The sequence below is a fragment of the Collimonas sp. OK412 genome, assembly GCF_900112135.1.
Taxonomy (GTDB): domain Bacteria; phylum Pseudomonadota; class Gammaproteobacteria; order Burkholderiales; family Burkholderiaceae_D; genus Collimonas; species Collimonas rhizosphaerae.
Map to the genome: position 1 here is coordinate 1 of NZ_FOLC01000001.1, position 13,872 is coordinate 13,872.

Below are 13,872 nucleotides of genomic sequence, written 5' to 3' on the forward strand. Positions count from 1 at the left end.
ATAATTGAATTTGTGGGCACAATTCATTTCGCACCCAATTCAATCATGCGGACATCGGATCAGGCAGTACAGACGTTACTGGGAAGACGCTTACTATTGGATGTTGAGATTGCTGTTATCTAGACTGGCAGCTCGCGCGATTGCTGTTAACGTTTTCGGCGTGTATTTCAAGATAAAGGTCTGGTGTTGAGAGGTTTCCATAATGCCCCCAAATATCTAGATTTTTTTCGAGATTAATGCGAACCACGAGGTCTGATTATAATGAATCTGTTCTGTGCTTTATACATAGATTGCCACCAGTTATACAGTGACTGCATCCATGCATTGTTATACCTTTTTTAGGTTTGCATCATATATATTCGCTATGTTTCGTGTGGTCGATATGCAGTATAAGCAATCTATCTATAGGAGCATCGGCCTTGCATTCGCGCGCATTAATCTAGTCAAATCTAAAATAGATCTAGCTCGAAATATCTTGCCTGAAAAGGTATTTATGCTAAAGGGCAGATTTCTATTCATTGACTGCACCATTACCTATGCCGCACGATGGATGGACTAGCACGCAATGCGAGTTTTCGAGTTGATGATTTGCGCATTGATGTGTGAGAAGCGTTCACCGTTTAGCAAGAAATGTTTCGTTGGATAGGACTTCAGGCGGGTAATAATAGCATTGCTATTTGATAGGCTACCGCTTCGACCAGGATCAAGAAGGAACGCATGCATTTGGAAGTTTGCAGTGGTTGCTACTACCTGAAAGATCGCTTCCATGGAAAGACGGGCGCGCGGCACGGTTGGCTGAATTGCCATGACGATGCCCTGGCAGTTGGGATCCGTCTCGGATGTTTTTAGCGCTTTGCGAAAGTCTGCGAGAGAAAGCAAGTGCTCCTGTGGAGAGCTGCAAATGACATAGATACTCCGGCCCGTGGATAGATCGCTTATTGAGCCACGAAAGGAACTTGTCCGGCAGCCGGTGAGGCTCTTGATGATGGTGGACTTACCGGAGTTTCGATCCCCAATGATTGCGACAAACTTGCGCATAAATTTCCTCCTGCGAGAAATATTCATTTAGAAATAATGGATCGGAGCAGATGATAGGCGCTTCAGAGGCGCAATGGTTCATCCAGCGATACGTTCTGTATGTCCACGTAATGAGCTTTTAACTAGTCTGTGTCTGCCCAGCCGGACCCCGCAAAGTAGGCCGAGTCCCTGACGATTAAAGTCAATTTTGACTTGTAGATTCTAGAATTAAGATCTTTGTAGTGAATTTCGATTGCAGCAGATGCTCCGTAAATTAATACATTCTTTTTCTTGTCGGTACTGGTAAGTCCAAATCCGTTTTTTACGCTTTTCCCAGGGTGAAGTACTGCGATGCGACCCTCCTCCGAAAAGCAACGTTTCACTTCGTCTTTGTAGCGGTCACGAGCGGTTGGCTCAACTAGCATTTGGATGATTTCACTGCTGGCAGCGAGGCGGATTTCTGTAGCCGGGCGATTGCCAACGTTATGAACCACAAGATTGAACAAAATGGACTCACTACCTGCGTCGTGTGTGGTAATTTCTGCAGTGACAATTGGACGATTAGTTTCTAGCCACGACCGTCTAGAGAAAATGGATGCCGACAGCGACACTAAGAGAGCGCCCGCAGAAATTACGGTAGGGAGAGTTGAGAGCGCGTCCATTGCAATTTAGTAGCCTGCGAAAATGAAGAAGATATTGTTATTAGGGCTTTGTGGCCAAATTGTTATAGCCTAATAATGCACCAGGATTAAAGCTATGGTGGCCCCATTGTGGAAGTCTGAACGACGAATTTCCTTGATAGGCGGTTAGTAGCTGTTCTAGTTCAATTGGTTTTTCAATATTCAATAATATTTTGACGCGATCGAAATATGATTTTGAAATTGATCTAGCAAAGATTTCAAAAGGACTGTTAAAAGAATTTAAATATAGCAGTGTTTCTGGGAACCACCGCTGACTCCAGTCGAATTCGTTCTTCATGTCTATATCTGAGCGCATGAATGCAACAAAATCTGCTTGCATGAGATGGCGAAATTCAAGTCCTGTTCCTATGCAACGTTCCTTCAATAGATCGGAGTGAAGCGAAAGACGCCGTAATTTTAACCGTTCATTTCGGTATTCCAAGGATTCTAAATGCGTTCGGAATATCGAAAAATTGGTACTTACTTTTTTCCCATTGTCTAAATTTCCAGGAACGTAATATTGTTGTTGAATTAAAGTATTTGCTTGGTCGAACCGCTCATACTTTATTAGGATTGAAAGTGCATATAAGAAAAGCTCATGAACTAGAAATTTGAAGTTGTCAAAATCGCGATTGCTCCATGATGTAATGTTCGCGGGGCGGTCCCTATATGGGATCAAATCTTCTAGAAAACGGAAAATTCTTTGAATAAATTCAGTTGTCGGTGCGTATTCCGCAATAGTTGTAAATAACTGAATTGCTTCGTTTCGATGCGGAAGAAATTCATCAAGGTTTTTTACCAGGGCATCATCGAATTCGCCATCAGATTTTGGTAATCTGAATCTTTCAAAATTTGAAGAGAACAACCGGCAGTATTCATGAAGAGCGCCGGCGGCATATGCTTTATCGTTTTTAATCGCGTCAACGCACCGCTTGAAAAGGGCCGTAGTTCCTAGGGTGAGGTGCTCACCTTCTGATAAAAATGAAGGTCTGTTTCCAATCTCAGGCTTAACAAAGAGCGGTTTGTCGAATATCCATCGCAAGAGCTGCTCAAAATTATCTGCGTACCGATCGGCACTGCTGAGATCAATATAGATACGTGACTTGTAGTAGGTCGGCAGATACGGTTTGCCATTTTCGCTTTTTGAGGTTATGACAGCGACAAATTTTTCTTGTGCCTGGTTGTCGTAGACCTCTTTCGAAATGATCTGCGTTTCGGTGCCCACGCCACCGGCTCGACCATCGGCCTTTGAAGCATATAATTCATCGCAAATGATGGCGACCTTTTTGATTTCCGAGTTGTTTACCATTTGCTCCATAAAAGCGATAGAGTCGTGTCCCTCCCTCAAGTCCCACTTGTCCAAGATTACGTCAACGCCCGATTCGCGTAGTTCTGTTGCTAGATTGAGGACTAATTGCTCGTGTTCGGGAGTCGACCAGCTATAGGAAATGAAGAGTTTAGGAGGGGTCATAGATTTCCTTTAAGGAGGAAGAGCAATATTGACATAGATAAATTATATCATTATGGCAATATTGACAAGTTGTCTTAGTCGTTAGGAAAACCCCCGCATTCCCTCTCTGGCGATGGTTCTATCATCATCGCCATGAAACCGACTATCACCGCCCAAGACATTCAAGCCATGGTCAGCCACTGGCTGAGTACGCCGCCTAACGGCTATCTCGGTTCGGATTACGGTGCTGATCCCCAGTCGCTGTTGCAAAATCCCATGGCCGCCGGCATCGGCGATGCGTTCATCGGCAAGATGCGCGAGGACGTGCCGGCGCTGGAGGCGATGCCGGCTGGCGCCGTGAATGTGTTCTACGTGGATACGCTGCCGGACCGCCGCGAATTGATTGTTGACATCGCCGGCTGGCAGGAGCGGGTGAGCTGACATGGCCTATTCCAAAGAAGACTTTGATCGGGTAATCGTCAATTCGGTCTCGCAGTTTCCCGAGTTAGCAGCGCTGTACCAGGTGGGCGATCCGCGGCTGCTGCAGGCGCAGTCCGCAATCGCCCAGATGATGGCGATGATGTCGCAGCAGATCGAGCTCGGCGCGATGGAGCCCTTTGATAAGGTGCGTGATTCGACGGTGCTGGCCGATGCCTCGCTGAAGGGATTGATGCCGATGGCAACACCTGCGCGCGTGAAGGTGAAAGTCGAGAACCCAACCAATGCGCCTTTTTCCATTGGTGCTGGTCGCGGCCTGCTGGATTCCAGCGGGCGCATGTACGTTGCCGATTCGCCAGTAACGGTGCCAGCAGGTGGCGTGGGGCATGCTGAGTTGCTGCAAAAGCAGGTGCGTTCCATCGAACATACCGTGACCGTTTCGCAGGCATTTTATAAGATTGAGGTGCCGCAGCCCAGTGACGGGCGCTTTATCAGCGGCATCTCAGTCGCCGATGCGGCCGGCACACCGTATACCTATAGTGTGGAATTTACGAATGTTGCCAACGGCGACAAAGTATTCCATGTGGAATGCGACGAATACCGGCGCTTGTTCGTCGTGTTTGGCTATGCCGGTTATGTTGGGTATCAACCCAGTGTTGGTGAGGTGCTGACCCTGACCGTATATGAGACCACAGGGGACGTGCGGCCGGACGCCGGCAGCCCCTTTGCCCTGGACTATGCGATAGCACCGCAAGATGGCCTGATCAAAATCACGATGGACTCGTTGCTGATTCCAGGAGCTGCGCCTATCGACATCGCGACGCTGCGAGAGCTCTGCAAATACCCGTCGGCCTATGACCAGACAGCGGTGTACCTGGGCGAGTTTGATTTCCTGGTTCGTCGTAATATCGCCGGGCTGAAATTTCTCTCGATCTGGAATGAAACGATTGAAGAGTTGGTGCGCGGGCCGAGCCTAGACAATATCAATCGGCTGTTCGTTTCCTTTGTTCCACCTGATGGCGCCACGCGTGAGTCAATCGAGCAAGAGATTGCGCGCGTGATCAAAGCCGCAGACGACTCCTATCGCATCGTGTTCATCACGCCGGCCATTCTTGCCATTGGCATGACAATCATCGCGGAGGTGGCGCGTATTCACGACGCCGTTGCTGTCAAAAAGCAGATTCTGGATGTGTTGCTGAAGGAATACGGCGAGAAGGCCGTGCCGATTCGCGCCGGCATGCTGGTGGTGAAATACAAGGCCATCTATGCACTGCTCAAGAATAATGTCCAGGCGCTGCAAGATTCGGGGAGTGATTTTTCAGTGACGATCACACCGATGCAGGGCAAGCAGCTCCCTGAGCATTTCCGCTACATGACCCCAGAAAGCCTGAATGTCTCGGTGACGCTGGCTAATTACAATCTCGGCTCCTGGGGGCAGTAATGGACGTCGACAGCAGAATTCCGTCGCTTGCGCCGCTCCAACGCAGCCACGACGCCAACGCACTAGAAGCGGAGTTGAAGCAGCTGGTGTTGTTTCTGTTCGAGACCTACTTGCGGGACGCCGAGCGCGAGCTGAACGTCTATGGCGTCCCGCACCTGGGTTCCTTACCCTTGATCGAGCGGCACGTAAAGCGGGAAGGGTTGGCACTGATCCGCACCGAAGAGCCGGCCATGCGCTATCTCTATAAAGCCTGGCGTGCGCGCAATCCAAAACGGGGATTACATTTCCTGCGTATGTATCTGCAATTGCTCTGGCCGAATGGCTGGATCGTGGAGCAGCTTTGGCAGGATAAGGGCAAGCCCTATCCGACGGCTTTGAGCAGCGCCAGCAGCATTGGCAACGCAGATCCTAGCGCCACGCATTATCTGACCAGTCGGATCCGGGTGTCGATCGATGATGAGGGAGAGTTGGGAATGAACATTCCGATGGTAGCGCCCGCGTTGCGCGCGGTGATCGCCGCCAAGTATGTGCTGCAGTTATCGCTGCTGAAGCGTTTTGAGAATGAGGTTGGTCTATTTAACGGCGCCATGGCGCAGCAATTTTATCGAGCTGAAGGCGAAGCGATACTGCCTTCACCACACTAGATATGGGAGAGTAGGGTGCGAACAGGTGTGATTCAGTACAACCTCAATGAGCGTGGTCGCGAACTGACTGGGAAGCCGCGGCATTTTAATATCGACAAAGTCGCCGCGTTTATCAATGGCGCCAGGACGCAGGAGCGTATTCAAAAGCGCGATATGTTCGGCTATTACGGCCACTGGCCACGCGTCAAATTCGGCATGATGCCGCCGGAAGGCGGAATTTATCAGGGCAAACTGGTCAAATTGGAGCCGGCCATTGCGACGGTGCATCTAAAGGCCTTCCCAGATGGCACCATCGAGCATGAAGAAGAATTCCTGGCGACGGATGCTGGCCGTACTGCGCAAAAGATGTTCGAAAGCAAAAAGGGCGGATTCTCTTCGGCGCTGAGCGAGGTCGAAGGGCGTTTCTTCGGGTTCGATTATGTCAATGAACCCAATTTCGATGACAACCGCGGCTACGTGCTGGATGCGGCAAACGCAGATGACGGCGGCGGGATTCTGGATGATGCTGTCATTGCCGACTACAACCAGAATTTGCACGGCATGCTGGCATTGCTGGATAGCGCCCAGGCTAGTCTCGGGGATGCGCGAGCGGATCATGAGCGTGCGCTGACGGTCATCGCCAGACTGGAGGAGGAAAACGAACAGTACCTCGCTATGCTGGCCGGCAGACAGGCTACGTTGGATTCGGCTGGATCGCTACCCATGATGGTCAGTAAGGCCGGCGTGAATGCAATGCGTGCGGGTGCGGCTGAATTCAAACGGGCGATCTTGCCTGGCATCGTCGTGCCAGATCAGGCAGAGGGACGTAGCGTTGACAACCTAGTCAATCGTCTGCTGCGGCGCTGAGGATCCCATGCTTGAATTGAAAGAAGCCTTTGGCCGGTACATGGGGCGTTATTACGCATCGCTCACGCCGACCACCAGAGCGATGAAGTCGTTTGTCGAACGCGGGGTCAGTACAAGCATCGTCTGGGCGCCGGATCGGATGATTGACCAGGTGCAGGACATGCTGGGCGCTTGGCGCAAGAACGACAACGACGGTGGGCCGGGCAGCAGTGCGCATCTGCCGGTAATGATTGTGGCGACCGGCAAAGACTACTCGCCGGTGCCGGGGGACTTTTCTCGCCAGGTACCGGAACCGGAGTGGGTGACGCTGCCAGACGATCCGCTGAATCGGATTTTTCAGTTACGGCAGATGCAGGGTGAACGCCGCGCGCAGATCGTCATTTGCGCCGCGGAGGATGAGACGGCGCGCAGCATGGCGGCTCAATTTACTTTGTTTATCGCAGCGGTCGTCAATCGCCGCTTTGATGCGACTTACCGCTTTGCCAGTATCAACCATCAATGGCCGGTGATGCTGGAAGCGACTGATGTGCCGGCCATGAATATCGACTCTGGGCAGAAGAACCTGACGATCTTGGCAATTGATCTGACTCTGAAAGAGACGATTCCCTTGTTTTCTGGGCCGAAGGCAGGCGAACGGAACGACGGCAAGGGCGACGGCAGCGCTGATAATCCGCATGGCTATCCGGAGGTGGGGCAAATGGTCTCGCACGATCTTGTGCACAACGTCCATAGCCATGTTGCTGATGGTGCGCCAGATGTGCCCCGGCATCAGGGAGTACCAGAACTATGAAAATCCAAGCCTCTATATCAGGCTATGGTATGGCGCCAGCCACGGTGTATTCCTTCTACGAGGCGGAATCGGACATATTGCTAGTCAGTAAAGAAGCGCTATATCGCGCCGACCGCTTCAGCGACGCAATTCTGATCGGTGGCGTTGGCCTGGCCGACCGGGATTGCTTGTTTACCGATGTCGACTTCATGGATGCCATCGAAGAGTTTTTTATTCGCTCCAACGGTAAAACGCTGATGATTGACGATAAGGCCGCGCGATGTGATCCGCGCCAGAAGCTGGAGCCGGATGGCATGAACGACTTTGGCAAGCGGCTGTATCGCGTATCGCCGGACATCACTTGCGGGCAGGTGGCGGTGCTGGCGACGGCGTTGTATGTCAAGAAAGCGTTGGGAATCGGTAGTGCGATGGCAATGCAGGATTGGTTTCTCGCTGCCGGCCAAGGCGGGTTCGTGACGATCTGAATGGAAAACTGTCGTAATGGCACGGGCGAGCTTGGCCGAAAATAGCTTTCATATTTTTAACCAAGGCAGCCAGAATGTCCGCCCTTAATTCGACTAATGCTATAGCCAAGGCACAACCAAGAACTATCATTCCGACCATTACCGAGGTCGGGTTGATTGCCTCGACCAACGCTGCGAACACTGGCATTGAAATTGCGATTACCCACATTGCTTTCGGTTTGGCGAAATACAAACCAAGTGGTGCTGAGGAAGTTTTGCAAGACGAAATAATGCGGGTTGCCATTGCTGGCGGCGGCAAAGTTTCCTCTACGCAGATTCAAGTACATGCAGAGGCAATTGCACCTGCCGGTTCGCCATTTTGGTGCGGTGAGGTCGGTTTTTTTGCCGATGGAATCCTGTTAGCGATATACAGCAAACCAGATGCCCCGACGCTGTATTTTGCAGACGATAGCGTCACAACCGTCTCGTACACTTTGGGCTTCTCTGCTCTACCGGCAGATACCGTGACAGTGCTGATTGATCCGAACATTAATACCGCCATACAGTTGATTGGGGCACATGAAACCGCTAATGACCCTCATCCGCAATATCGGAGGCTCGCCACCGAGACGCACACTGGTGTACTCGAAATCGCCACGCAAGCCGAAACGGATGCGGGCACGGATGACGAACGCGCGATCACTGCAAAAAAATTGGCACAATGTTTGGTTCGCTTCGCTCCTCTCGATAGTCCAGCTCTTTCCGGCACACCGACAGCGCCGACGCCAGCCAATGGCGACAACTCGCTCAAGATTGCCAATACGGCCTTTGTGCAAAAGGCCATTGTCCAGGCGGTGATCGGACAAATCGTGTTTGAGGCGCGCACCAGCGCCCGCGCCGGGTATCTGAAACTCAATGGCGCGCTGGTCGATCGCGCCGATTATCCCGACCTCTGGGCCTACGCCCAGGCAAGCGGCGCGCTCATTGCGGAGGCAACTTGGGCGAACGGTAACTGGGGTTGCTTCTCTTCTGGCGACGGCGCCACAAATTTCCGCATTCCTGAATTGCGCGGGGAAATGCTGCGTTGCTGGGACGATGGGCGCGGCGTCGATGCCGCACGCGGTATCGGTACTTGGCAAGATAGTCAGAACCGACTCCACAGTCATACCGCCAGCGCGGGAGCGGTCGGCGATCACATTCACACCGGATGGACGGATGCTCAGGGCTGGCACGGCCACCATGGCGGTACGTCCTGGGCAGGCGATCACGCGCACTCCGTCAACAGTTCCCCAGGTAACGGTCAAGGTGCCCCCGGCGGCAATAGCGTGCAGCAAAGCGGTGGCGCAATGGCTACCAGCGTCGCCGGCGGCCATTCTCACGCCTTCGACACCGATGGCAACGGCACGCACCAGCACAACATCGGTATTGGCGGGGCCGGCAATCATACCCACGCCATTACGGTCAACCTCGACGGCGGCAATGAAGCCCGCCCACGCAACCTCGCCATGTTGGCGATGATCCGCGCCTATCCAGTTTAAGGAGCAAAAAATGCTGATTCATCAATACGACAACCACAACGGTCAATATCACAGCAGTCGTTTAGCCGATGCAGATCCACGCCACCTCGACCGCTGGCTGATACCGGCATTCAGCACCACGGAGACGATGCCGGAACGCACCGCACTGTCCTGGCCGTTTTATCGTGATGGTGCTTGGACCCTGCTGCCGGACTATCGCGGCCGCATCCTGTATCGCCAGGACACCGGCGAGGCGGCCGAGATCCTTGTCGCCGGTCAGACACCCGCCGAACAGGGTTTAACGGACGTGCCGCGCCCCTCGGACAATCACGCCTGGCGCGATGGGGAGTGGAAAATCGATCCTGCCGTGATCGCGCAAAAACAACGGGCAGCAGCGATGGCCGAATTCGAGCGGCGTATGACGTTGGCCCGAGCGAAGAACACCGGCAAGGCTGACGCCTATGCGGCTGGCTTACTTTCCGAAGTGGAAATTGACCATTTCCGGCTCTGGTCGGCCTATCAGCTCGCACTCGTGCGGGCAATTGAGCAAGACGGCTTTTCCGACGCTGTCGTTTGGCCGACGGAGCCTGACGAGGATCATGTTCTGGCACCCCTATCGCGACTCTCGGAATGAGTCAAGAAAAGAACACGGTCGCAACGGCGATATTTTATCGTCAGGTTCGGGATTTCGTCGCAAAAACACCGGTTTGGGGTATGGCAATCCGCTACCAGACGAAGCCGGACGAGCGTTTTGATATGACACTGATCTCGCGGCGTATCTATGGGCGCCCGGATGAGTTCTTGGTCGTGATGGCCGCCGCTGGCTTAGATTCCGTTGAGCAGGAGTTGCCAGAGCAATTGCTGGTGTTGCCAACAGAGTCTCAGCTGCTGACGCTCAAGACGGCCGCGCGTTTTGGGAATTTCGGATAATGGCAAACATCAATAGCGCGAAATTGGCCGCGGTGCTGGGCATTCGTGGTTCAGCAAAGGCAGCGGATCAACTCCGGAAGGCCGATGCGGAGCGTCGTGCCAAGGCCGTCAATCTTCTACGTCCGCGTGAGGTCAAAGGCGAATACAGCGCTGAGCGGCTGTTGCTTACCTCCCTGGGTGGTCAGGTTCGCCTGATTACCAACGATGACCTCGTGGTTTTTAGGAAGAATGCCAAGGCGTTGGGCAGCAAACTCAAGCCTGGATTGACGGCGCAGCAAATTATTAACCTGTCTTTGCCGGAGGACCGAGAACGGGCCAATGAGCAGATCAGGATGGCAGTGCCGGCGGGAACAAACCGGGGAGACATCCGGTTTGTGACTGACGCATCGGCTGACTCGGATGTGGCCCGACACTATGTATCGGTTGAGATCATGAATTTTGATGCGGCAGTTGCTTCGCCAACAGATCCCAAGGCCCTGGCTAAATGGCTAGTCAAAGACAGTCCCTTGAAATTTGAATGCGACTGCGGCCGGTTCACATATTGGTATCGCTATATCGCCACGGTGGGTGGGTTCGTCAAAGGTCGGCAGGAAGCCGCGTATCCCAAGTTACGCAATCCCAGACTCAGCGGTGTGGCTTGCAAGCATGCGCTACGCGTGATGAAGGAATTCAGCAGCAGCTTGGCGGTGCGCGGAATCGTCGCCGGCATGGTGGAACGCGGACAAAAGGGCGCCATCAAACAGTCAGCGGTGATTGCGCAGGCCAAGGCGCGCGAGATCGCTGCAGCACAAGCGCGTAAAAATCGAGCTATCAACGTCAAGCAGCCGAGCAAATCTGCGGAAAGTCTGAAGAGCGCCGTGATAGCCGCAGCAAAGAAGGCGGATAAGGCGGCAGGTATGGCGATTATTGAAGCAAAAAAAACACTGCAAAAACTCAAGGATGCCGGTCAACTCTCTCAGACGGACTTCGACGTGATCACGATGAAATTGAAGGGATAGACATGCTGCACAGCGTACCAATGCAAATCAACAAGGCAGCTCGCAGCGTCACGTTGCGCCACCCGAATGGCATTCCATGCCACGCTTTCCGGCAACGCGTAATGCGCCAGGCAGACGACAGCATAGGTGGCATGCCCACGCTCGGCGGCCTTGGCGTGTTGGATTCGTCGGATGAGCCGGATGTCGAGTGGGATTTACTCGGGGACGCCAAGTTGTTGATCGTAGAAAATTTCCAGCCATCGACGGTTATTGACCGCGGGGATGCGCTGGACAACGCCGAGCCGCAAATTTTCGCTCTGATCGAAGCATTGACACCGGTAGAGGACCCCGCGCACTTTACGGCGAAGACCAAGGACGTGCTTTATATGCTGTTGCATGCGGACGTCAAGATCGCCTATGAAATCGTGGCAATCGACGGCGATATCAATATCGCTCCGTATAGCAGAAAGTACATTTTGCATAAACGCGATGATTTGACTTATATCGATGGATTTAAAATAAGTAATTGAATCCCCGCTGAATTGTAACTAGGACGATTCAGCGGATATCTTCGCAGCTAAACTCAAGTCCGGGCGGCGTTTGATCTTTGGACATTCCTGGAATGTCGTCAAAGTACCGTTTTACATGCCGTTGGCGGTGTCAGTTCGAAATCTTCCGGCCTGCGTCCTTTCGCGCGTTTGAGGTCGACCTGTAGGCATTGTGGCGTGTCCAATTCAAGGTGTCCAACTGTGTTGACCGACAAGTGCGAGGCGAGCATGCGTCCTAATTCACGATATCCCCAGAATAGATAAGAGCTTGAGTTGTAGGTTGATGCGACGGTGCCGAGTTGGGGAAATATCATCCAGCCATCTTTTTTTCCTCTGATCTTGGCTCTGACCTTGGTATTGTGTCCGTAAAAGACTTCAAGAAAACAATTTACCTGGTTTTTCTCGCCGCACTTATCGGGATAACCCTGTGCGATCGCCCGCTCATCCCATGCTGCCTTGATCAACCAAATGTGAGCAATTCGCGGAGCGGCCCCATCCACAGCTGGCCAGGTAGCTGTCCCTTTAACGACCGGATTTTTCCACGCCGAGAGGTTATAAACGCGCTTAGGTTTATGCTGCGGCTGCCCCTCACAGACGTCCTTCAGATGTTGCAGCGCATCGAATTCCAGTGTGATATTTTCTTTTTGAAGAGCCTTGCGTACTGTGCAAATGTCTGACATATCGCCTTCAACGTCGGCGGCGGTATCTACCACGATAATGTCATCGAATCCGCGCTTGAGCAGGCTGTAAAGGCCAAGATTCTCGGAACCGCCACCATCGCTCAGGTGCAGCTCTTGCACGGTTCCCTGACTGCTCTGCATGGTGGCATCGACACCCCACCGAAGTGCGGGGATTCCGTTGCTGAATTTATCTACAACGGTTTGCTCCACCTTATTTTCGATGCCTTGCGCATCGGCAAAGCCGGCGGATGCGCGCACACTGGTGCCAAGATCTTTTATCGGCATTGACGCGAAGTCGTTGATATAGCCGTTCCGGATAGAGCCATAACCGAATGGTGTCATTTCAAATATATTTTGGGTGTTAGGCTCCCACGATTTATTTCCGTTTGTTGAGTTGACGATCCATAGCGGCATAATTTTTAGTGCGGCGGGTGCAGCTGCCGTGGAATAAAGGTCGTGAAGTTGTGACCAAGTCGTTGTGCCAGGATCTACCCGGATCCCTCGTTTGGCAACGTCTGTATCGGGCGTGCCGGCATTGGTGTATTTCCAATGTTCTGTCTCATCATGCTCGAATTGACCGCTGAGTTTAGTGACATCCCGTGGTTTGGGGCTTAGCCCCCATGTTCGTTCAATGCCGTATTGATAAATGCGAGGCACAGCAGAAGCGCTGCCGAACGCATGGAGGGCAACTTCTTTGGTCAGAGCGTTGAGGACTCCGCGACGCATTTGTTGTTCAGGAGCGCCCTGTAGGCCGCCATTGAGATAGACGGGAGTGGGTTGGATAACATCTGGCCAGCGAACAATATGTGCTTGCCAGCGGTAAGGGTCGTCTGTGCCTAATAAATTTCCCATCGCTCGGAAATGTGCAGGGCCATCGCATTCAGACATACCCTTTACCGGAGGTTTCAGTTTGGCGGCCTGCATCGCCTGCTGTAGCCTGGAGTCTGGCTTATCATCTTTTGTCCAGTAAGTGGGGATGCAATCGTCAAAAATCTGAGAAAGCGTGAAATTATGGCGCTTTGACTCAAGCATCTTTGTAAAGTACCAGTACGCAGCATAACTGCCACCTGAGACGGAAGAGATAGCATCCACTTGTTCTAGTACGCCCGCATCATGCAGACCATGGAGCACACCATGGGCAAACATGGCCGCTTTTGTTCCGCCACCGGATAACGCGAGGCCAATGGTGGGTTGTTTTTCTTTGTCTGGTCGGTAACTTCGCTCAAGCTTGTAGTCTTCCGCAAGCGAGGCCGGCGTGATTTTTTCGATTGAATTGCGAGGTGCTGGTATCTCTTGCGCCTGTAACGACGCAGTGATACTGACTGCTAGGGTGAAAAAAAAACCCGAAAAAGGCTGTATGCGTGGCATTCCGATTCCCCCTCGTCATTACCGTAGGTTGAGCGTGCACTACATTATTTTCATTTGAGGATTGGCATCCTCTTGTATTAGCAACAGTAGTGATGGTAGTTTT

The 13,872-nt window shown here is 52.5% G+C and carries 15 protein-coding genes; 11 read left to right on the plus strand and 4 right to left on the minus strand.

The genetic code is table 11. The features are described 5' to 3' along the window. Positions 1-555: 555 nt before the first annotated feature. From BM062_RS00010 to BM062_RS00020, 3 genes are all read right to left on the minus strand, one after another. A complete protein-coding gene (locus BM062_RS00010; RefSeq protein ID WP_092391834.1) occupies positions 556-1,038 on the minus strand; it encodes a GTPase domain-containing protein in 483 nt (160 codons plus the stop codon). Between the two features lie 122 nt (positions 1,039-1,160). Further along, positions 1,161-1,679, minus strand: a complete 519-nt coding sequence (locus tag BM062_RS00015; protein WP_139219945.1) for a hypothetical protein — start codon at positions 1,677-1,679, stop codon at positions 1,161-1,163. A 40-nt stretch (positions 1,680-1,719) separates the two neighbouring features. Then, entirely contained in the window at positions 1,720-3,168 is a 1,449-nt protein-coding gene (locus tag BM062_RS00020; protein ID WP_092391838.1) for an SEFIR domain-containing protein, read from the minus strand. 132 nt (positions 3,169-3,300) lie between these two features. Between BM062_RS00020 and BM062_RS00025 the strand changes: the two genes are divergently transcribed. From BM062_RS00025 to BM062_RS00075, 11 genes are all read left to right on the plus strand, one after another. Next, positions 3,301-3,588 carry a hypothetical protein gene (locus tag BM062_RS00025; RefSeq protein WP_092391840.1) on the plus strand — a complete coding sequence of 96 codons (288 nt, stop codon included), beginning with the start codon at positions 3,301-3,303 and terminating at the stop codon, positions 3,586-3,588. Between the two features lies 1 nt (position 3,589). Then, positions 3,590-5,026, plus strand: a complete 1,437-nt coding sequence (locus BM062_RS00030; protein WP_092391842.1) for a baseplate J/gp47 family protein — start codon at positions 3,590-3,592, stop codon at positions 5,024-5,026. Then, positions 5,026-5,670, plus strand: coding sequence for a hypothetical protein (locus tag BM062_RS00035; RefSeq protein WP_092391844.1), 645 nt, complete (start codon positions 5,026-5,028; stop codon positions 5,668-5,670). The genes BM062_RS00030 and BM062_RS00035 overlap by 1 nt, the downstream gene beginning before the upstream one ends. Before the next feature lie 15 nt (positions 5,671-5,685). Further along, entirely contained in the window at positions 5,686-6,516 is an 831-nt protein-coding gene (locus BM062_RS00040) for a hypothetical protein (protein WP_139219946.1), read from the plus strand. Between the two features lie 7 nt (positions 6,517-6,523). Further along, positions 6,524-7,306: a hypothetical protein gene (locus tag BM062_RS00045; protein ID WP_175500831.1), complete on the plus strand. Its 783-nt coding sequence runs from the start codon at positions 6,524-6,526 to the stop codon at positions 7,304-7,306. Then, positions 7,303-7,770 carry a hypothetical protein gene (locus BM062_RS00050; protein WP_139219947.1) on the plus strand — a complete coding sequence of 156 codons (468 nt, stop codon included), beginning with the start codon at positions 7,303-7,305 and terminating at the stop codon, positions 7,768-7,770. Before BM062_RS00045 ends, BM062_RS00050 begins: the two co-directional genes overlap by 4 nt. Positions 7,771-7,844: 74 nt before the next feature. Then, complete coding sequence (locus BM062_RS26205; protein WP_092391850.1) at positions 7,845-9,287, plus strand: phage tail-collar fiber domain-containing protein; 1,443 nt, start codon at positions 7,845-7,847, stop codon at positions 9,285-9,287. A 10-nt stretch (positions 9,288-9,297) separates the two neighbouring features. Next, complete coding sequence (locus tag BM062_RS00060; protein WP_092391852.1) at positions 9,298-9,900, plus strand: tail fiber assembly protein; 603 nt, start codon at positions 9,298-9,300, stop codon at positions 9,898-9,900. Beyond that, entirely contained in the window at positions 9,897-10,196 is a 300-nt protein-coding gene (locus BM062_RS00065; RefSeq protein WP_092391854.1) for a hypothetical protein, read from the plus strand. The genes BM062_RS00060 and BM062_RS00065 overlap by 4 nt, the downstream gene beginning before the upstream one ends. Then, a complete protein-coding gene (locus BM062_RS00070) occupies positions 10,196-11,194 on the plus strand; it encodes a hypothetical protein (protein WP_092391856.1) in 999 nt (332 codons plus the stop codon). The genes BM062_RS00065 and BM062_RS00070 overlap by 1 nt, the downstream gene beginning before the upstream one ends. Positions 11,195-11,196: 2 nt before the next feature. Continuing rightward, complete coding sequence (locus BM062_RS00075) at positions 11,197-11,703, plus strand: hypothetical protein (RefSeq protein WP_092391858.1); 507 nt, start codon at positions 11,197-11,199, stop codon at positions 11,701-11,703. Positions 11,704-11,801: 98 nt separating this feature from the next. Here BM062_RS00075 and BM062_RS00080 read toward each other — a convergent pair whose 3' ends face one another. Continuing rightward, the gene (locus BM062_RS00080) at positions 11,802-13,769 is read right to left on the minus strand and encodes a patatin-like phospholipase family protein (protein WP_092391860.1); all 1,968 of its coding nucleotides are present in this window, start codon (positions 13,767-13,769) and stop codon (positions 11,802-11,804) included. Between the last annotated feature and the right edge of the window lie 103 nt (positions 13,770-13,872).